Source organism: Caballeronia novacaledonica (genome assembly GCF_900258035.1).
In the GTDB taxonomy this organism is placed as follows: Bacteria; Pseudomonadota; Gammaproteobacteria; order Burkholderiales; family Burkholderiaceae; genus Caballeronia; species Caballeronia novacaledonica.
Window position 1 is genome coordinate 256,602 of sequence record NZ_OGTP01000001.1, and the last position, 18,843, is coordinate 275,444.

Sequence of the window (18,843 nt, forward strand, 5' to 3'; positions counted from 1 at the left end):
GATGAGCGTGACAGCCGAAACCGCGGTGCATGCGCCGCAAGAAATCCGCACGCCGTGGACGGAGTTCTGGCGCAAGTTCAAGCGGCAGCATGTCGCGATGGTCGCGGCCGGCTTCGTGCTGCTGCTGATCGTGATCGCGATCGTCGCGCCGTATATCGCGCCTTACGATCCGGAAAATTATTTCGATTACGACGCGCTCAACGCGGGCCCTTCGGCGGCGCACTGGTTCGGCGTCGATTCGCTCGGGCGCGACATTCTCAGCCGGATTCTCGTCGGCAGCCGCATTTCGTTGACGGCGGGTCTGCTCTCCGTCGTGCTCGGCGCGGTGATCGGCACGTTCTTCGGTTTGCTCGCGGGCTATTACGAAGGATGGTGGGACCGCATCGTGATGCGCATCGCGGACGTGCTGTTCGCGTTTCCCGGCATTCTGCTCGCGATCGGCGTCGTCGCGATTCTCGGCAACGGCATGGTGAACGTGGTGTGCGCGGTCGCGATCTTCAGCATTCCGGCATTCGCGCGGCTCGTGCGCGGCAATACGCTGGCGCTGAAACATCTCACGTACATCGAAGCGGCGAAGAGCATCGGCGCATCGGACTGGACGATCCTCGCGCGGCATATCCTGCCCGGCACGATTTCATCGGTGGTCGTGTATTTCACGATGCGTATCGGCACGTCGATCATCACGGCGGCGAGTCTCTCGTTCCTCGGACTCGGCGCGCAGCCGCCGACGCCCGAGTGGGGCGCGATGCTCAACGAAGCGCGCGCCGACATGGCGATCGCGCCGCACGTCGCGATCTTCCCGAGCCTCGCGATCTTTTTCACGGTGCTCGCCTTCAATCTGCTTGGCGACGGTCTGCGCGACGCGCTCGATCCGAAGCTCGACCGGCCATGATGCCTATCGGTTCGCTCGAAGCCGGGCCGCGCGGCACGATCGCCGACGTCGCGGGCGTGACGGTCGGTCATTGCACGCTCGCCCAGGGCGCGGTGCAAACGGGCGTCACGGTGATTCGTCCGCACGATGGCGACGTGTATCGCGACAAGGTGCCGGCCGCCGCGTGCGTGATCAACGGCTTCGGCAAGAGCGTCGGGCTCGTGCAGGTGGAAGAGCTCGGCGTGATCGAAACGCCGGTTGCGCTGACCAACACGTTCGGCGTCGGCACGATCGCGAATGCGCAGATTCGCGCGGCGATCGCTTCGAATCCGCGCATCGGACGCGACGATCCGAGCGTGAATCCGCTCGTGTTCGAATGTAACGATGGCTATCTCAACGACATGCAGGCGCTCGCGATTCACGAAGCGCACTACATGAGCGCGCTCGATGCATGCAGCGCCGATTTCGAATGCGGCGCGGTGGGCGCGGGGCGCGGCATGTCGTGCTTCGAACTGAAAGGAGGAATCGGCTCGGCGTCGCGCGTCGTGCGGATCAACGAGCACGTATACACGACCGGCGCGCTCGTGCTGGCCAACTTCGGCAGATTGCCGCAACTGATCGTCGCGGGCGAAGCGGTCGGACGAACACTGCAAACCGGGGCGAACGCCCGGCCCGAGCAAGGCTCGATCATCATGCTGATCGCAACCGATGCGCCGCTCGACGCGCGTCAGTTGCGCCGTCTCGCGATGCGCTCCGCCGCCGGTCTCGCGCGCACAGGCTCGGTGTACGGTCACGGCAGCGGCGATATCGCGCTGGCTTTCACGACCGCCTACACCGTGCCGCACGATTCGGACTACATCGCGATGCCGCCGCTCGTCAGCGATGCGCGGCTCGATCCGCTCTTTCAGGCTGCCGCCGACGGCATCGAACACGCGATCCTCGATGCGCTCTTCAGCGCGGAGACGGTCGCCGGACGCGAGGGCCATCGGCGCATATCGCTCAAGGACGCATTGAGAACAAGACCATGAAAGTGCTGATTTCGGTGGATATCGAAGGCGTTGCGGGCGTGTTTCACCCGGAGCAGACGCGCCCGGGCAACGTCGAATACGAGCAGGCGCGCCGCTGGATGACGCACGAAGCAAACGCGGCTGCGCAGGGCGCGTTCGATGGCGGCGCGTCGCAAGTGTGGATCAACGATTCGCACGGCGGCTTTCGCAATCTGATGCCCGATCTGATCGATTCGCGTGCGCGGCTCGTGCTCGGCAAGCCGCGCACGTTCGGCATGATGGCGGGGCTGGAAGCATCGCCGGATGTGGTCTTCATGATCGGCTATCACGCGCGTGCGCAGAGTCGCGGCATTCTGGCGCATACGATCAACAGCGCCGCGTTCGCGCGCGTCACGCTCGATGACGAGGAAGTCGGCGAGGCCGGGCTCTACGGCAGGCTCGCGCAGGAACATGGCGCGCGCGTCGCGCTACTCACGGGCGACGACGTGTTCGGCGCCGAAACGCTGCTCGCATTCCCCGACGCGCGCTTTCTCTGCGTGAAAACCGCGCACGGCTATTCGAGCGGCATCACCGAAACGCCCGCCGCCGCATGCGACGCAATCCGGCTCGCCGCGCGCGAGACGATCGAAGCGGCGGCGTCGTCGGCTCATGCGAAACGTGCGCCGGTCACCGAACATCGCTGCGAACTGCGCGCTCAGTCGACCGCTTTCGCCGATCTGTTCTGCCAATGGCCGACGCTCGAACGCATCGACGCCGTGACGCTCGCCTTCGACGCGTCTTCCGCCGAACATGTCGTGCGCATACTCAATTGCCTGTCGGCAATGTCCTTCATGATACGGTGAGGGGTTGATCCAAGGGCTGCGAGTATCGTTAGAATGGAGCCCTTCAGAAAACTGGTTCAGTTTTGACGTCTTTTTGCAGACGACGCTCATGCACACGGTGAAGCTCGAACACAATGACGACGAGGTGCTCGATCCCGCCGATCCTCAACTCGTGGTGCGCGGCTCGCTTTTCATCGACGGCCGCGATGCCGGATGCTGGGAAGCGCGGCGCGACGGCACGTGGGCGGCGCATGTGCGGCACCGGGCCGGCTGGATCGTCGAGACGAGCCGTGGCGCGCTGATCGACCGGCTCGCCCGCGAGACATAGCGCAGTTAATTTCGAATCGATTTCACACAACTCATGTATCTGTCGATCATCGCCGTGGGGCTCGGCGGCGGGCTGGGATCGCTGCTCAGATGGGCTCTCGGCCTGCGCCTGAATGCGATTTTTCCTAATCTGCCGCTCGGCACGTTCGCGGCGAACGTCATCGCGGGCTACATCATCGGCGTGGCGGTCGCTTTTTTCGCGCGCGCTCCGGACATCTCGGTGGAATGGCGCCTGTTCATCATCACCGGGCTGATGGGCGGGCTCTCCACGTTTTCCACGTTTTCGGCCGAAGTGGTCGCGCATTTGCAGCAAGGGCGGCTCGGCTGGGCGCTCGCTGAAATCGCGATCCACGTGAGCGCGTCGCTGCTGATGACCGCGCTCGGCATCGCGACGGTCGCCGTGGCTTCCTGAAGGACTCCCGACCACGCCATTGCGCCATTCGATTTCCTGCGATTCGGACGTTTGCACCCGCTGGTTCCAGTTCATTCGTACAACTTTTTTCCGCGTTTTCAACGCAAGACACGCGCTGCTTAGGCAGCGATTTTTTCTCTTGACAGCAACGAAGGTGATGAAATGCAAGGCCTGCCGCTCATCGAAGTCAGACCGTATCGTGCGAGCGATCTCGACGGTGTGATCGATCTGTTCCAACGCGCCGTTCGCGAAACGGCGTCGGCCGATTACACCGCAGCGCAGATCGAGGCGTGGGCGCAAGCCGACCGCGACGAGTGGGAACTCGGCCGCGCGAGCCGCCCGACCTGGGTCGGTCTCGTCGACGGCGAACTCGCTGGTTTCGCCGATCTCGAGAAGAACGGCCTCATCGACATGATGTTCGTCGATCCGCTGCATCAGCGCAAAAGCGTGGCGACGTCGCTGCTCGCGCGCATCGAGGCCGAAGCCGACGAAGCCGGCCTGACCACGCTGCACACTTACTCGAGCGTCACGGCACGGCCGTTCTTCGAGTATTGCGGCTTCACCATGCTCCTGGCGCGGGCGGTCATCGTGCGTGAACAGCGCTTCGTTCAGTTCGTGATGGAAAAAGTGCTAGATCTGTGAAATCTGTATAGACAAGACGCATGAATCTTCCGGGATGATCCTAGTGATATCCCGGATATCCCCTTGTTTCGTCCTTCGAGCCCGTTTAGACTTGAGTCTAACTTGTATAGACAGGACGAACCATGATCACGCTTACGCCCGGAAAACTGACGCTCCCGCAACTGCGCCGCATCGCGCGTGGTTCGGACCCGCTGCAACTCGATCCCGCCAGCTTCGACGCCATCGACGCGAGCGCGCGCGCCGTCGCCGCGATCGCCGCGAAGGGCGACCCGGCTTACGGCATCAATACGGGCTTCGGGCGGCTCGCCAATACGCACATTCCGGCCGATCAACTGGAATTGCTGCAAAAGAATCTCGTGCTGTCTCACGCGGTGGGCGTCGGCGAGCCGATGTCGCGGCCGGTCGTGCGCCTCTTGATGGCGCTCAAGCTGTCTAGCCTCGGCCGCGGTCATTCGGGCATCCGCCGCGAAGTTATCGACGCGCTCATCACGCTCTTCAACGCCGACGTGCTGCCGGTCATCCCGGTCAAGGGCTCGGTCGGCGCATCGGGCGATCTCGCGCCGCTCGCGCATATGTCGACGGCGCTGCTCGGCATCGGCGAAGTGACGATTCGCGGCGAACGCGCGAGTGCGCTCGACGGTCTCGCGGTCGCAGGCCTCAAGCCGCTCACGCTGCAGGCGAAGGAAGGCCTCGCGTTGCTGAACGGCACGCAAGCGTCCGCGGCGCTCGCGCTGTACAACCTCTTCGCGATCGAAGATCTGTTTCGCACCGGACTGGTCGCGGGCGCGCTGTCGGTCGATGCCGCGGCGGGCTCGGTCGTCCCGTTCGATGCGCGCATCCACGAGTTGCGCGGCCATCGCGGGCAGATGGAAGCGGCCTCGGCGTACCGCACGCTGCTAAAGGGCTCGGGCATCAACCTGTCGCACGCGGATTGCGAGAAGGTGCAGGACCCGTACAGCCTGCGCTGCCAGCCGCAGGTGATGGGCGCGTGCCTCGACCAGATGCGCCACGCCGCCGACGTCCTGCTGATCGAATCGAACGCCGTGTCGGACAATCCGCTGATCTTCCCGGACACCGGCGAAGTGCTGTCGGGCGGCAATTTCCACGCGGAGCCGGTGGCGTTCGCCGCCGATAACCTCGCGCTCGCCGCCGCCGAAATCGGCGCGCTGGCGGAGCGGCGCATCGCGTTGCTGATCGACGCGACGCTCTCGGGCCTGCCGCCTTTCCTCGTCCGCGATGGCGGCGTCAACTCGGGCTTCATGATCGCGCACGTGACGGCTGCGGCGCTCGCGTCGGAAAACAAGACGCTCGCGCATCCGGCATCGGTGGACTCGCTGCCGACGTCCGCGAATCAGGAAGACCACGTCTCGATGGCGACGTTCGCCGCGCGCAAGCTCGGCGATATCGCGAGCAACACGGCGAACATTCTCGCGATCGAACTGCTCGCGGCGGCGCAGGGCGTCGATCTGCGTGCGCCGCATCAGACGAGCGCGCCGTTGCTCGAAGTCATGAAGACGCTGCGTGCGCACGTGGCGCATTACGACCTCGATCACTACTTCGCGCCGGACATCGCCGCGATCGCGACGCTCGTGCAGGAAGGCGCGATCGCGCGGCACAGCCCGTTCGCGTTCGCGTCGGAACAGCCTGTATGAGCACGCCTGCGTATCAGGAGATCAAGGACTACATTCTCCAGCGCATTCATATCGGCGAATGGAAGGAGGGCGATCAGGTGCCCTCCGAAAACGAACTCGCACGCGAGTTCAAGGTCGCGCGCATGACCGTGAACCGCGCGCTGCGCGAACTGACCTCCGAACAGGTGCTGACGCGCGTGCAGGGCGCGGGCACCTTCGTCGCGCAGCCGAAATATGCGTCGACGCTCGTCGAGATTCGCAGCATCTCCGATGAAATCGTCGCGCGCGGTCATACGTATAGCGCGCAGGTGCTGCATCTGGGCGCGTCGATCGTCGACGAATCGCTCGCCGGCGAGATGCATCTCACGCTCGGCAGTCCGGTGTTTCATTCGCGCGTGCTGCACTTCGAGAACGACGAGCCGGTGCAGATGGAAGAGCGTTACGTGAACCCCGCGCTCGCGCCGGAATACGCGCGCCAGGACTTCACGGCGATCACGCCGAACCAGTACCTGATGACCGCCGCGCCGTTGCAGCGCGTCGAGTATCGAATCGAGGCGTCGGTGCCGCCGGCCGAGATCCGGCTCGCGCTCGCGATGGCGGAGCACGAGCCGTGTCTGCTGCTGCATCGCCGCACGTGGTCGCGTGACGCGGTGGCATCGGTGGCGAATCTCTGGCATCCGGGCGATCGTTATCAATTCACGGGGCACTTCTGAACGCCATGATCATTCGTGCCGATTCGCTCGCGGCCACGTCCTGGAAAAATGGCGGCGGCGTGACGCGCGAAATCGCGGCGGGACCGGCGGGCGCATCGCTCGATGCGTTCGCGTGGCGTCTTTCGCTGGCGGACGTGGCTTCCGATGGCGCGTTCTCGGCCTTCGCGGGCGTCGATCGCGTGCTCGTGCTGCTCGACGGCGCGGGCATGCGTCTCACGCAAGCGGACGGCCGCGTGCATACGCTCGATGCGCCGCTCGCGATCGCGCGCTTCGCCGGCGAAACGCCGATTCACGCGACGCTGATAAACGGCCCGACGCGCGATTTCAACGTGATGGTGCGCCGCGATCGCGCCCGCGCAGCCGTGGATGTCCGGCGCGGTTCGCATTCGCTCGGCGCCGGTCACGATCTGACGTTCATCTTCTGCGTGCGCGGAAGGGTCCATATCAAAGCCGCCGACGACACGCGCCATACGCTCGAAACGGGCGACACGCTGCGTCTCGATCATGCAGCCGGGTTGCAATGCGACGCGTCGGACGAGACGTCGTGGCTGCACATCGACATAAAAACGGAGACGGGAACATGAACGCATTCTTCGCGGATCACGCGCGCCTCGCCGGCGGCTGGCGGCGCAACGTGCTGCTCGAATGGAACGACGACGGCACGCTGGTGCGCGTCGAGCCCGACAGCGCGGCGCCCGCGGGCGTCGAGCGCGCGAAGGGGCCGGTCGTGCCCGGCATGCCGAACCTGCACTCGCACGCATTCCAGCGCGCGATGGCGGGCCTGACCGAATATCGCGCGAGCGTCGCCGATACGTTCTGGAGCTGGCGCGACCTGATGTATCGCTTTGCCGCGCGGATCGGCCCGGAATCGCTCGCGGACATTGCGCACTGGCTCTATATCGAGATGTTGAAAGCGGGCTACACGTCGGTGTGCGAGTTCCATTACGTGCATCACGCGCCCGGCGGCGCGCCGTATGCGAATCGCGCGGAACTCGCCGAGCACGTCGTCGATGCGGCCGGGCGCGCGGGCATCGGCATCACGATGCTGCCGGTGCTGTACGAACACGGCGGTTTCAACAAGATCGCGCCGCGCGACGATCAACGGCGCTTTCTCAACACGCCCGACACGCTGCTCGCGCTTATCGAAGAACTCGCCCGCGCGCGGCCCGAGAATGGCGCGCGGCGTTACGGCGTCGCGCCGCATTCGTTGCGCGCGGTGTCGGGCGAATCGCTCGCGGCGGTGCTCGAAGGGCTCGACGCGCATTTCGGCCACGCGCCGGTGCATCTCCACGTGGCGGAGCAGACCGCCGAAGTGGAGGCGTGCATCGCGGCGACGGGGCATCGCCCGGTGCAATGGCTGCTCGACCATTTCAATGTCGACGAGCGCTGGTGCCTCGTGCACGCCACGCATGTCGACGCCGACGAGTGCGCGCGGCTTGCGCTGAGCGGCGCGGTCGCTGGCCTGTGTCTCACGACCGAAGCGAATCTCGGCGACGGCGTCTTTCCGGCGCGCGATTATCTCGATGCGGGCGGGCGTATCGGCGTCGGTTCGGATAGTCATGTCGGCGTGGACTGGCGTTCCGAGCTGCGTCTGCTCGAATACGGCCAGCGCCTGTGGCGCCAGCAGCGCAACGTGCTCGCGTCGCCGACGCAGAGCCGTCCCGCCGATCGTCTTTTCGATGCCGCGCTCGACGGCGGCGCGCACGCGACCGGCCGGCCGGTCGGCGCGCTCGCGGAGGGCATGCGCGCCGACTGGCTCGTGTTCGACGACGCGCATCCGGGCATCGGCGAACATGCGCCCGAGACGTGGCTGTCGAGCGTCGTCTTCTGCGAACATGGCGATACGCCGATCCGCGATGTTTTCGTGTCCGGCCGCAAGGTGATCGACGCGCGCCGTCACGCGCAGGAAGACGAATCGCTTGCGCGCTATCGCGCCGCGTTGCGCGGCTTGCTCGACTGAGGTCATCCATGAACGAGTCTTCGATTTTCACGCTGGAACGCGGCCGCGCGCCGCTGCTGATTTCGATTCCGCACCGGGGCACGAGCATTCCCTGCGCGCTCGCCGACGAGATGACGCCCATCGCGAAGCTCACCGAGGATTGCGACTGGCATCTCGAACGGCTTTACGCGTTCGCGCGCGAGCTGGGCGCATCGATACTGACGCCGGAATATGCGCGCTATGTCGTCGATCTGAACCGTCCGCCGGACGACGCGAATCTCTATCCCGGCCGCGACACGACTGGCCTGTGTCCGGTCGATACCTTCGAGAAGGCGCCGCTCTACAAGCCGGGCCACGAGCCGTCGCGCGAGCAGATCGATGCGCGCCGCGCGATGTACTGGCAGCCTTATCACGATGCGCTCGCCGGCGAACTCGACGCGCTGCGCGAGGCGCACGGCCGCGTGCTGCTGTGGGAAGCGCATTCGATCCGCTCGGTGGTGCCGCGTTTCTTCGACGGCCGCCTGACCGATTTCAACTTCGGCACGGCCGATGGCGCGTCGGCGGCGCCGGGGCTGGCGGAGCATCTTGCGGAGATCGTCGAGCGCGACGGCCGCTTTTCGACGGTGGCAAACGGCCGCTTCAAAGGCGGCTACATCACGCGGCGTTACGGCCAGCCTGAGACGGGCGTTCACGCGGTTCAACTGGAGCTGACGCAGAGTAGTTACATGGAAGAATCCTCGCCGTTCGCTTACGACGAAACCAAGGCGAATGCGATTCAGCCGTTGCTGCGCGACCTTCTGACGAGCGCGCTCAAGTACGTGACGACCGCGTAGAAGCTGACGCCCGCATGGCGATTGGCTGGCGCTGGCGTAATAACGAATAGACTGCAATCGATTACACTCACGACGCGCTTGAGTGTTTAATGCAGCAAAAACAATGACTTGGTTGGTGTCGCGACCGGACGCGCGCGCTTCATCCTGCGAAACGCATTATTGCAGTCCAGACAATTATGTTTCGTGAAAATCGGGGTTTCCCCTAGGATGCCTGCCTCCTACACTTGTCTTCAAGCGAAACGAAATCAGAAACCACTTAAAAAGCTTCCGATTTGGTTTCGATTTCAAAACAAGACTACTGGAGGTTCATCATGATCAAGGCATTCGTTCCCGCACTCGTCATCGCCACCGCTTTGGCCGCTCCGACTTTCGCGTTCGCGCAAAGCAACGGCACGGTGACCCGCGCTCAAGTGCGCGCGGAACTGGTTCAACTGGAAAAGGCCGGCTACAACCCGTCGACGGATCGCGTGAACTATCCGCAAAACATCCAGGCTGCAGAAGCGCGCGTGCATGCCGAGAACGGCGGATCGGCTTACGGTCCTTCGACCGCCGGCACGTCGGACTCCGGCGCTCGCGTCAGCGCACCGATGTCGGGCCGCAACTCGGTCTACTTCGGCAACTAATCGACGTTCGCTCGAACGCTCGACCAGGCAGTAGCAGTGAGCAGTAGCGGTAGATGGTGCAGCAAGCGTTGGCAGTAGCAATATCTTGCGAGAAAAGCAGTAGCAGTGAAGCAGCAAGTCGAACGCCGGCCGCTATCGAGCGGCCGGCGTTTTTTATTGAGCTTCGACGCGCGGCGACACCGCGCCGCACGCGCGAATCACGAGGCGCACGACTTCTTCCGTCTGTTCATCGAAGGCCTTGCGCGTGAGCGCGCGCTTGCCTTTCAACGCGCGGATCTGCGCGTCGAAGTCGGCGTAGTGCTGCGTGATCGCCCAAATCATGAACATGAACGTGTCCGGTTCCACCGGCGCGAGCAGACCGCGCGCGATCCAGCTTTCGATAACGATGACACGCGTGTCGAGCCACGGCTTCACGCGTTCGTTGAGAATGTCCTGCATGTGATGCGCGCCGTGGATGATCTCGCTCGCCCACACCTTCGAGCCGAGCGGCCTGCGTCTCGACAATTCCATCTTCGCGCGTACATAGCCGCCGATCGCTTCCACTGGATCGTCGCTGCATTCGAAGGTATCCGCCGCGCGATGCCAGTCCTCGAACAGATCTTCCAGCACGCGTCGATAGAGCGCGAGCTTCGTCGGGAAGTAGTAGTGCAGGTTGGCTTTCGGCAATCCGGCGCGTTCGGCGATCATCGCCGTGCTTGCGCCTTCCAGTCCTTTCTCAGCGAACACTGCTTCGGCGCATGCGAGAAGCTGCGCTTCGTTGCTCTCGCGAATCTGCGCCTTGCGTCGCCGCAAAGGTGGCGCGGAATGTTCGCGTTCGGTGATGCCGTCAGGCGCGTCGTCGTGTCTCATCGTCGAATTTTTCTGCCGTGTGTGCCGCATCGTGCCTCATTCGCGCCGTTCATGCACGCGGCGCTGCATCGCGTCGAAAATGCCGCCGCGCCTAATGTTTGTGGGTGCTGCATTGCAATGGCACGCTTATCGCTTTGTTTCGCTCCGTGTTTGTCCGCACACGAAAGACGTTGATTTGCTTATTTTAATCGGCTACAACCTGTCCAACTGGACAGGATTTGAAAAGCGCTCGCAGCACCGAAGAAGCGTGTCGTTCGCATCATTCATCGCATAACAGAAAGCTTGCACCAGGCGCGTGCAGCGTCGCACCGCCAGCGCCCGGCATGCACGAAACGAAGTCACTCACATACGAAGTCGATCGTAAGGAGCGAGGCGAATGAACGTCGTAACGGATGCAATCAGAGAGGCTGGTCTCGATACGTCCATCCAGGTGAATGCTCAACGTCTTTGGGACAGCCTGATGACGATGGCCAAAATCGGCGCGACACCCAAAGGCGGCGTGTGCCGCCTCGCGCTGACCGATCTCGACCGCGAAGGGCGTGATCTCATCGTTAGTTGGGCGAAAGAATCGGGCTGCACGGTGAGCATCGATCAGATGGGCAACGTGTTCATGCGCCGCGCCGGGCGCAACCCCGACGCGCTGCCCGTCATGACCGGCTCGCACGCGGATTCGCAGCCCACGGGCGGACGCTTCGACGGCATCTACGGCGTGCTCGGCGGGCTCGAAGTGATCCGCTCGCTCAACGATCGCGGCATCGAGACCGAGCATCCGATCGAAGTCGTGATCTGGACCAACGAGGAAGGTTCGCGCTTCGCGCCCGCGATGGTCGCATCGGGCGTGTTCGCGGGCGTGTTCCCGCTCGATTACGGTCTTTCGCGCAAGGACGTCGACGGCAAGACGATCGGCGAGGAACTGAAGCGCATCGGCTATGCGGGCGATCTGCCGTGCGGCGGCCGCAAGCTACATGCGGCGTTCGAATTGCACATCGAGCAAGGGCCGATTCTCGAAGCCGAGGACAAGACGATCGGCGTCGTCACCGATGCGCAAGGCCAGCGCTGGTACGAGATCACGCTGACGGGCCAGGAGGCGCACGCGGGCCCGACGCCGATGCCGCGCCGCAAGGACGCGCTGCTCGGCGCATCGCGCGTGGTGGATCTCGTGAACCGCATCGGCCTCGACCATGCGCCGCTCGCCTGCGCGACGGTCGGCATGATGCAGGTGCATCCGAACTCGCGCAACGTGATTCCGGGCCGCGTGTTCTTCACGGTCGATTTCCGTCATCCCGACGACGCCGTGCTCGCGCGCATGGACGCCGCGTTGCGCGAGGGCGTCGCGCGTATCGCGGGCGAGATCGGACTGCAGACCGAGCTCGAACAGATCTTCTACTACGAGCCCGTCAAGTTCGATGCCGCGTGCGTCGCATCGGTGCGCGCGGCGGCGCAGCGCTTCGGCTATTCGCATCGCGACATGGTGTCGGGCGCGGGCCACGATGCGTGCTATCTCTCGCAGGTCGCGCCGACGTCGATGGTGTTCGTGCCGTGCGTCGACGGCATCAGCCACAACGAAATCGAAGACGCGACACTGGAGTGGATCGAGGCGGGCGCGAACGTGCTGCTGCACGCGATGCTCGAACGCGCGTCGGAACCGGCTTCGGCTTCATAAGGCAGGCAGCGCTCTTTCATCTCACGTTAGGCGTCGTCCGCGCCATCGCGCGCGGATGACGGGCACTCGTACGTCCCCACAAGGAACGCGCATGACCATAAAATCGACCGGCGATATCGCGAGCCATCGCCTCACGCAGGAACAGCTCGCATGCGAATTCTCGGACGTCGCGCCATTGCTCGACGCCACCGCGGCGGCCGCTGCCGCGAGCCGCTGCCACTATTGCTACGACGCGCCGTGCGTGCAGGCCTGCCCGACGAGCATCGACATTCCAGGCTTCATCCGCAAGATCGGCAACGGCAACCTGAAGGGCGCGGCCGTCGATATCCTCTCGGCCAATCCGCTCGGCGGCATGTGCGCGCGCGTATGCCCGACCGAGATTCTTTGCGAAGGTAGTTGCGTACGCAACCATCCCGGCGACGAGCCGGTGAAGATCGGCGCGTTGCAGCGTCATGCGACGGATTGGGCGATGGCGAAAGGCGAGCCGCTTTTCAAACGTGCTCCTGAAACCGGCAGACGTATTGCGATCGTCGGCGCGGGACCGGCGGGACTTGCGTGTGCCTATCGGCTCGCGCTCGCGGGACATCGTGCGGTGATCTTCGATGCGCGCGAGAAGCCCGGCGGCCTGAACGAATACGGCATCGCCGCATACAAGACGGTCGAAGATTACGCGCAGCGGGAAATCGAATGGCTGTATTCGATCGGCGGCATCGAGATCAAGCCGGGTCAGTCGCTCGGCCGCGACTTCACGCTGGACGAATTGCGCAAGCAATACGACGCGGTGTTCATCGGCTTCGGCCTGGCGGGCGTGCGCGAACTGGCGCTCGAAGGCGAAGCGTTGAATGGCGTGATGAACGCGGTCGATTTCATCGAGCAAGTGCGCCAGGCCGACGACCTCGCGAACGTGCCGGTCGGGCGGCGCGTCGTCGTGATCGGCGGCGGCAACACGGCCGTCGATGCGTGCGTGCAGGCGGCCAAGCTCGGCGCAGCGAACGTGACGATGGTGTACCGGCGCGGCGTCGAGAACATGAGCGCGACGTGGGCCGAGCGCGAATTCGCGCAGACCAACGGCGTGACCATCGTCACGCATGCGAAGCCGGTGCGTCTGATCGGCGATGACGGGCACGTGACCGGCGTCGAATTCGAGCGCGATACGGAGCGGTTCGTCATCGAGGCGGACATGGTGCTGAAGGCTATCGGCCAGACGCTCGTGCCCATCGGCATCGACCGCGCGTTGCTGACGCTCGACGGCGGGCGCATCGTCACCGACGAGAACCGTCAGACGACGCTTTCGAAAGTGTGGGCCGGCGGCGATTGCGCGACTCACGAAGGACTCGATCTCACCGTGCAGGCCGTGCAGGACGGCAAGCTCGCGGCGGCGTCCATCGACGCGTCGTTCGAGCTGACTGCGATCAAAGCCGCCTGACCCACATAAGGAGCCGCATAAACATGGCCGATCTGACTTGCAATTTCGCCGGCATCACATCGCCGAATCCTTTCTGGCTCGCGTCCGCGCCGCCGACCGACAAGGCCTACAACGTCAACCGCGCTTTCGAAGCCGGCTGGGGCGGCGTCGTGTGGAAGACGCTCGGGCTCGATCCGCACGTCGTGAACGTGAGCTCGCGTTATGGCGCGGTGCAATGGAACGGACAACGTATCGCAGGACTAAACAATATCGAACTGATCACGGACAGACCGCTCGACGTGAACCTGCGCGAGATCGAACAAGTGAAGCGCGACTGGCCGGACCGCGCGCTGATCGTCTCGCTGATGGTCCCGTGCAACGAGAAGGACTGGAAGTGGATACTCACGCAAGTTGAAGACACGGGCGCGGATGCGGTCGAACTGAACTTCGGCTGCCCGCATGGCATGAGCGAGCGCGGCATGGGCGCGGCGGTGGGGCAGGTGCCCGAGTATGTCGAGATGGTCACGCGCTGGGTGAAGGAAGGCACGAAGCTGCCGTGTCTCGTGAAGCTCACGCCGAACATCAGCGACATTCGCATGGGTTCGCGCGCCGCGTTCAAGGGCGGTGCGGACGGCGTGTCGCTCATCAACACGATCAACTCGATCGTCGCCGTCGATCTCGACCAGATGGCGCCGATGCCGACCGTCGATGGCAAAGGCACGCACGGCGGCTATTGCGGTCCCGCCGTGAAGCCGATCGCGCTCAACATGGTCGCGGAAATCGCGCGCGATCCCGAGACGCCGAACCTGCCGATCTCGGGCATCGGCGGCATCTCGTCATGGCGCGACGCGGCGGAGTTCATGGTGCTCGGCGCGGGCAGCGTCCAAGTGTGCACGGCGGCCATGCACTACGGCTTTCGCATCGTGTCCGATCTCGCCGATGGCCTCTCGAACTGGATGGACGAAAAAGGCTACGCGACGCTCGACGACATTCGCGGCCGCGCCGTGTCGAATGTCACCGACTGGAAGTATCTCAATCTCAAGTACGACATCAAGGCACGCATCGATCAGGACAAGTGCATCCAGTGCGGGCTGTGTCATATCGCGTGCGAGGATACGTCGCATCAGGCGATCCTGAAGGAGAAGGACGGCCAGCGGCATTTCGAAGTGGTCGATTCGGAATGCGTCGGCTGCAATCTGTGCATGCACGTGTGCCCGGTCGAGCAATGCATCACGATGGAACGCGTCGATGCGGGCGAATACGCGAACTGGACCACGCATCCGAACAATCCCGCACGCGTCGATGCGGAAGAACCCGCGAAAGCGGCATGAACATGACGTAGCGCTCGTCGTCGTTGAAACACCATGATCAACCGCACACTCAACCGGAGTGCATCCGATGAATCAGACAGCGCAAAACGTCGAGACGAGCAGCCTGTATAACGACGACCTCGCGCCGACCGGCCCCGCGCAGCGTACCTGGAAGTGGTATCACTTCGCGGCGCTATGGGTCGGGATGGTGATGAATATCGCTTCGTACATGCTGGCCGCGGGTCTCACCGATCAGGGCATGTCGCCGTGGCAGGCCGTGGTGACGGTTCTGCTCGGCAACCTGATCGTGCTCGTGCCGATGTTGCTGATCGGACATGCGGGCGCGAAGCACGGCATTCCGTACGCGGTGCTCGTGCGTTCGTCGTTCGGCACGCAGGGCGCGAAGCTGCCCGCATTGCTGCGCGCGATCGTCGCGTGCGGATGGTACGGTATTCAAACGTGGCTGGGCGGCAGCGCGATCTATACGCTTTTGAATATCCTCACGGGCAACGCATTGCACGGCGCGGCGCTACCGCTTATCGATATCTCGGTCGGGCAACTCGCGTGTTTTCTGGTGTTCTGGGCGTTGCAGCTCTACTTCATCTGGCATGGCACGGATTCGATTCGCTGGCTCGAAAGCTGGTCCGCGCCGATCAAGGTCGTGATGTGCATCGCGCTCGTCTGGTGGGCGACGAGCAAGGCGGGCGGCCTGGGTTCGATGTTGTCGGCGCCGTCGCAGTTCGTCGCGGGCGGCAAGAAAGAAGGCCTCTTCTGGGCGACGTTCTGGCCGGGTCTTACCGCGATGGTCGGCTTCTGGGCGACGCTCGCGCTCAACATTCCCGACTTCACGCGGTTCGCGCGCACGCAACGCGATCAGATGATCGGACAGACGATCGGCTTGCCGGTGCCGATGGCGCTCCTCTCGGTGATTTCGGTCGTGGTTACGTCGGCGACGGTCGTGATCTACGGCAAGGCGATCTGGGACCCGATCGATCTCACGAGCCGCATGACGGGCATCGGCGTGGGTATCGCGCTCGTCATCCTCACGCTCGATACGATGTGCTGCAATCTCGCGGCCAATCTCGTCGGACCTGCGTATGATTTTTCGAGTCTGTGGCCGAAGGGCATTTCGTATCGCGCGGGCGGCATGATTACGGCGACGATCGCCATCGTCATGATGCCGTGGAAGATTCTCGCGACCACGCAGGGTTATATCTTCACTTGGCTCGTCGGTTATTCGGCGCTGCTCGGGCCGGTTGCGGGCATTCTCATGGTGGACTATTTTTTCATTCGCGGTACGCGGCTCGATCAGCGTGAACTCTTCGATGAGGACGGCGAGTATTCGTACAGTGGCGGATGGAATATGGCGGCGGTCGTTGCGTTGCTCGCCGGTGTGTTGCCGAATTTGCCGGGGTTTCTGCATACGGCGTTTCCTGCGTCGTTTCCTGGAGTGCCCGGTTTCTTCAATACGATCTATACGTATGCGTGGTTCGTGGGGCTCGTGCTTGCGGCAATCGTCTATGGCTCCTGGATGAAGTTGCGGGGTAGCCCGAGGGCTGGGGTTTTGAGTGCTTGAATTTTTATTGCCGGATCCCGTATTCGTGTCGGTTTATTAGCGTTGCCCCTGTGCGGGGCGGCAGTCACTTTCTTTGCTGCTGCAAAGAAAGTAACCAAAGAAAGCAGCTTTTCCATCCAAAGTGCTTCATGCCGGCCGCGGCACAGGCGATTCGCTGAATGGAACGGCAGTAGCGAGTGCCCTCACAAGCAGAACAGGGCTTGGACCGCGCACGGTCTGACGAGCCAGTCGCCAAAGGTGACTGGCTCAGCACGAAATAGCTTCGGCACTGCGCTTCGCGCTGCCGTCGGGTATGCAAGGGAAACCAGCGAAAAGATGGAAGGATCAGCAAAGAAGCGCACGCAAACCCGATTGACCCATCGGCCGCGTAGCGGGCCGGAGCTGTTCGATGCTGAGCCAGTGTGTTGTGTGGTGCGATGTGTCGGATCGTGCGCGATCCAAGCCGCGTGAGTTTTGTGAGGGCACTTGCTATAGCCGTTCCATTCAGCCAATCGCCTATGCCGCGGCCGGTGTGAAGTACTTAGGATGGGGAAAGCTGTTTCTTTGGTTACTTTCTTTGCAGCAGCAAAGAAAGTAACTGCCGCCCCGCACAGGGGCAGCGCAAATAAACCGACACGAAATCAGGATTTCACGAAAGCGTAAGCGAACGAAACACAGTAAAGGAGCCCACCACAATGCCAACCTTGATCCGCGGCGGCACCATCATCGATGCAGACCGCACCTATCGCGCGGATGTCCTGTGCGCAGATCCGCAAGCCGGAGGGACGATCCTCGCCATCGGCGCGGACCTCGACGTCCCCGCGAACACGGAAATCGTCGATGCCGGCGGCCAATACGTCATGCCCGGCGGCATCGATCCGCACACGCACATGGAGTTGCCTTTCATGGGCACGACCGCGAGCGACGACTTCTACACCGGCACCGCCGCAGGACTCTCGGGCGGCACGACGAGCATCATCGATTTCGTGATTCCAAGCCCGAAACAGCCGCTCATGGACGCGTTCAAGGAATGGCGCGGCTGGGCCGAGAAGGCGTCGGCGGATTACGGCTTTCACGTCGCGGTGACGTGGTGGGACGAGTCCGTGCATCGCGACATGGGGCTGCTCGTGCACGAACACGGCGTCTCGAGCTTCAAGCACTTCATGGCGTACAAGAACGCGATCATGGCCGACGACGAAGTGCTCGTGAACAGCTTCACGCGCTCGCTCGAACTCGGCGCGCTGCCGACCGTCCACGCGGAAAACGGCGAGCTCGTCTTTCAGTTGCAGAAGCAACTATTGGCGAAGGGCTTCAAGGGACCGGAGGCGCATCCGTTGTCGCGTCCGCCGGAAGTGGAAGGCGAGGCGGCGAATCGTGCGATCCGCATCGCGCAGGTGCTCGGCGTGCCGCTCTATATCGTGCACGTTTCCGCGAAAGATGCGGTCGATGTCATCGCCAAAGCGCGCAACGACGGGCTGCGCGTGTTCGGCGAAGTGCTGCCGGGACATCTCGTGATCGACGAATCGGTGTATCGCGATCCAGACTGGACACGCGCCGCCGCGCACGTGATGAGCCCGCCGTTTCGCACGATCGAGCATCGCGAGGCGCTGTGGCGCGGGCTGCAATCGGGACAGCTGCACACGACGGCGACCGATCATTGCGTGTTCTGCGCCTCGCAGAAGGCGATGGGCCGCGAGGACTTCACGCGGATTCCCAACGGCTGCGGCGGCGTGGAGGATCGCATGGCGGTGCTGTGGCACCACGGCGTGAACATGGGACGTCTCACGCCGAACGAGTTCGTGCGCGTGACTTCGACGAATGCCGCGCAGATCTTCAACCTCTATCCGCGAAAAGGCGCGGTGCAGGTGGGCGCGGATGCCGATATCGTCGTCTGGGATCCGCAAGCGACGCGAACGATCTCCGTGAAGACGCATCATCAGAAGGTGGACTTCAACGTGTTCGAAGGCATGACGGTGCAAGGCGTCGCGACGCACACGCTCACGCGCGGCGCGCTCGCCTGGGCGAACGGCGATCTGCGCGCCGAACGCGGCGTGGGGCAGTACCTGAAGCGTCCGCCAAACGCGTCGTACTTCGAGGCGGCGCGCGTCGCGAACAAGCTGAAGGAACCGCATCCGGTGAATCGCGCCGAAACGGCCTGACGCAAGCTCGAATGCAAAGCCCCGCGCCCCTGCGACGCGGGGCTTTGTCGCATTTTCAGGCGCTTTCACACGCGTGCAAGCAT

Annotated in this window: 18 protein-coding genes; 17 read left to right on the plus strand and 1 reads right to left on the minus strand. The window is 63.6% G+C overall.

Annotation, left to right across the window (positions count from 1 at the left end):
- Position 1 precedes the first annotated feature (1 nt).
- The 12 genes from gsiD (at position 2) to NOV72_RS01200 (ending at position 9,819) form a co-directional block, all read left to right on the plus strand.
- Positions 2-892: a glutathione ABC transporter permease GsiD gene (gene gsiD / locus NOV72_RS01145; protein WP_106852740.1), complete on the plus strand. Its 891-nt coding sequence runs from the start codon at positions 2-4 to the stop codon at positions 890-892.
- Positions 889-1,899, plus strand: a complete 1,011-nt coding sequence (locus NOV72_RS01150) for a DmpA family aminopeptidase (protein WP_106852741.1) — start codon at positions 889-891, stop codon at positions 1,897-1,899. Before gsiD ends, NOV72_RS01150 begins: the two co-directional genes overlap by 4 nt.
- Positions 1,896-2,720 carry a M55 family metallopeptidase gene (locus tag NOV72_RS01155; RefSeq protein ID WP_106852742.1) on the plus strand — a complete coding sequence of 275 codons (825 nt, stop codon included), beginning with the start codon at positions 1,896-1,898 and terminating at the stop codon, positions 2,718-2,720. Before NOV72_RS01150 ends, NOV72_RS01155 begins: the two co-directional genes overlap by 4 nt.
- Before the next feature lie 88 nt (positions 2,721-2,808).
- Positions 2,809-3,027 (plus strand): hypothetical protein, encoded by a 219-nt coding sequence (locus NOV72_RS01160; RefSeq protein ID WP_106853216.1) that lies wholly within the window; start codon positions 2,809-2,811, stop codon positions 3,025-3,027.
- A 33-nt stretch (positions 3,028-3,060) separates the two neighbouring features.
- Positions 3,061-3,438 carry a fluoride efflux transporter CrcB gene (gene crcB, locus NOV72_RS01165; protein ID WP_106852743.1) on the plus strand — a complete coding sequence of 126 codons (378 nt, stop codon included), beginning with the start codon at positions 3,061-3,063 and terminating at the stop codon, positions 3,436-3,438.
- A 162-nt stretch (positions 3,439-3,600) separates the two neighbouring features.
- Complete coding sequence (locus tag NOV72_RS01170) at positions 3,601-4,080, plus strand: GNAT family N-acetyltransferase (RefSeq protein ID WP_106852744.1); 480 nt, start codon at positions 3,601-3,603, stop codon at positions 4,078-4,080.
- Positions 4,081-4,202: 122 nt separating this feature from the next.
- Complete coding sequence (gene hutH / locus NOV72_RS01175) at positions 4,203-5,732, plus strand: histidine ammonia-lyase (RefSeq protein WP_106852745.1); 1,530 nt, start codon at positions 4,203-4,205, stop codon at positions 5,730-5,732.
- A complete protein-coding gene (gene hutC, locus NOV72_RS01180) occupies positions 5,729-6,424 on the plus strand; it encodes a histidine utilization transcriptional repressor HutC (RefSeq protein ID WP_106852746.1) in 696 nt (231 codons plus the stop codon). Before hutH ends, hutC begins: the two co-directional genes overlap by 4 nt.
- Before the next feature lie 5 nt (positions 6,425-6,429).
- Positions 6,430-7,008 carry a HutD/Ves family protein gene (locus tag NOV72_RS01185; RefSeq protein WP_106852747.1) on the plus strand — a complete coding sequence of 193 codons (579 nt, stop codon included), beginning with the start codon at positions 6,430-6,432 and terminating at the stop codon, positions 7,006-7,008.
- The gene (locus NOV72_RS01190; RefSeq protein ID WP_106852748.1) at positions 7,005-8,384 is read left to right on the plus strand and encodes a formimidoylglutamate deiminase; all 1,380 of its coding nucleotides are present in this window, start codon (positions 7,005-7,007) and stop codon (positions 8,382-8,384) included. Before NOV72_RS01185 ends, NOV72_RS01190 begins: the two co-directional genes overlap by 4 nt.
- Positions 8,385-8,392: 8 nt before the next feature.
- The gene (hutG, locus tag NOV72_RS01195; RefSeq protein ID WP_106852749.1) at positions 8,393-9,196 is read left to right on the plus strand and encodes an N-formylglutamate deformylase; all 804 of its coding nucleotides are present in this window, start codon (positions 8,393-8,395) and stop codon (positions 9,194-9,196) included.
- Between the two features lie 314 nt (positions 9,197-9,510).
- Positions 9,511-9,819: a DUF4148 domain-containing protein gene (locus NOV72_RS01200; protein ID WP_106853217.1), complete on the plus strand. Its 309-nt coding sequence runs from the start codon at positions 9,511-9,513 to the stop codon at positions 9,817-9,819.
- 153 nt (positions 9,820-9,972) lie between these two features.
- Here the strand turns inward: NOV72_RS01200 and NOV72_RS01205 are convergent, their stop codons facing one another.
- Complete coding sequence (locus NOV72_RS01205; protein ID WP_106852750.1) at positions 9,973-10,668, minus strand: TetR/AcrR family transcriptional regulator; 696 nt, start codon at positions 10,666-10,668, stop codon at positions 9,973-9,975.
- A 376-nt stretch (positions 10,669-11,044) separates the two neighbouring features.
- On the opposite strand from NOV72_RS01205, the gene NOV72_RS01210 reads away from it, so the two are divergent.
- The 5 genes from NOV72_RS01210 to hydA all read left to right on the plus strand — a co-directional run bounded on the left by NOV72_RS01210 (position 11,045) and on the right by hydA (position 18,760).
- Positions 11,045-12,331 (plus strand): Zn-dependent hydrolase, encoded by a 1,287-nt coding sequence (locus NOV72_RS01210; RefSeq protein WP_106852751.1) that lies wholly within the window; start codon positions 11,045-11,047, stop codon positions 12,329-12,331.
- Positions 12,332-12,422: 91 nt separating this feature from the next.
- Entirely contained in the window at positions 12,423-13,757 is a 1,335-nt protein-coding gene (locus tag NOV72_RS01215; protein ID WP_106852752.1) for an NAD(P)-dependent oxidoreductase, read from the plus strand.
- A 23-nt stretch (positions 13,758-13,780) separates the two neighbouring features.
- Positions 13,781-15,067, plus strand: a complete 1,287-nt coding sequence (preA, locus tag NOV72_RS01220) for an NAD-dependent dihydropyrimidine dehydrogenase subunit PreA (protein ID WP_106852753.1) — start codon at positions 13,781-13,783, stop codon at positions 15,065-15,067.
- 67 nt (positions 15,068-15,134) lie between these two features.
- Positions 15,135-16,622, plus strand: a complete 1,488-nt coding sequence (locus NOV72_RS01225) for an NCS1 family nucleobase:cation symporter-1 (RefSeq protein ID WP_106852754.1) — start codon at positions 15,135-15,137, stop codon at positions 16,620-16,622.
- 674 nt (positions 16,623-17,296) lie between these two features.
- Positions 17,297-18,760, plus strand: a complete 1,464-nt coding sequence (gene hydA / locus NOV72_RS01235; RefSeq protein WP_106852756.1) for a dihydropyrimidinase — start codon at positions 17,297-17,299, stop codon at positions 18,758-18,760.
- Positions 18,761-18,843: the final 83 nt, after the last annotated feature.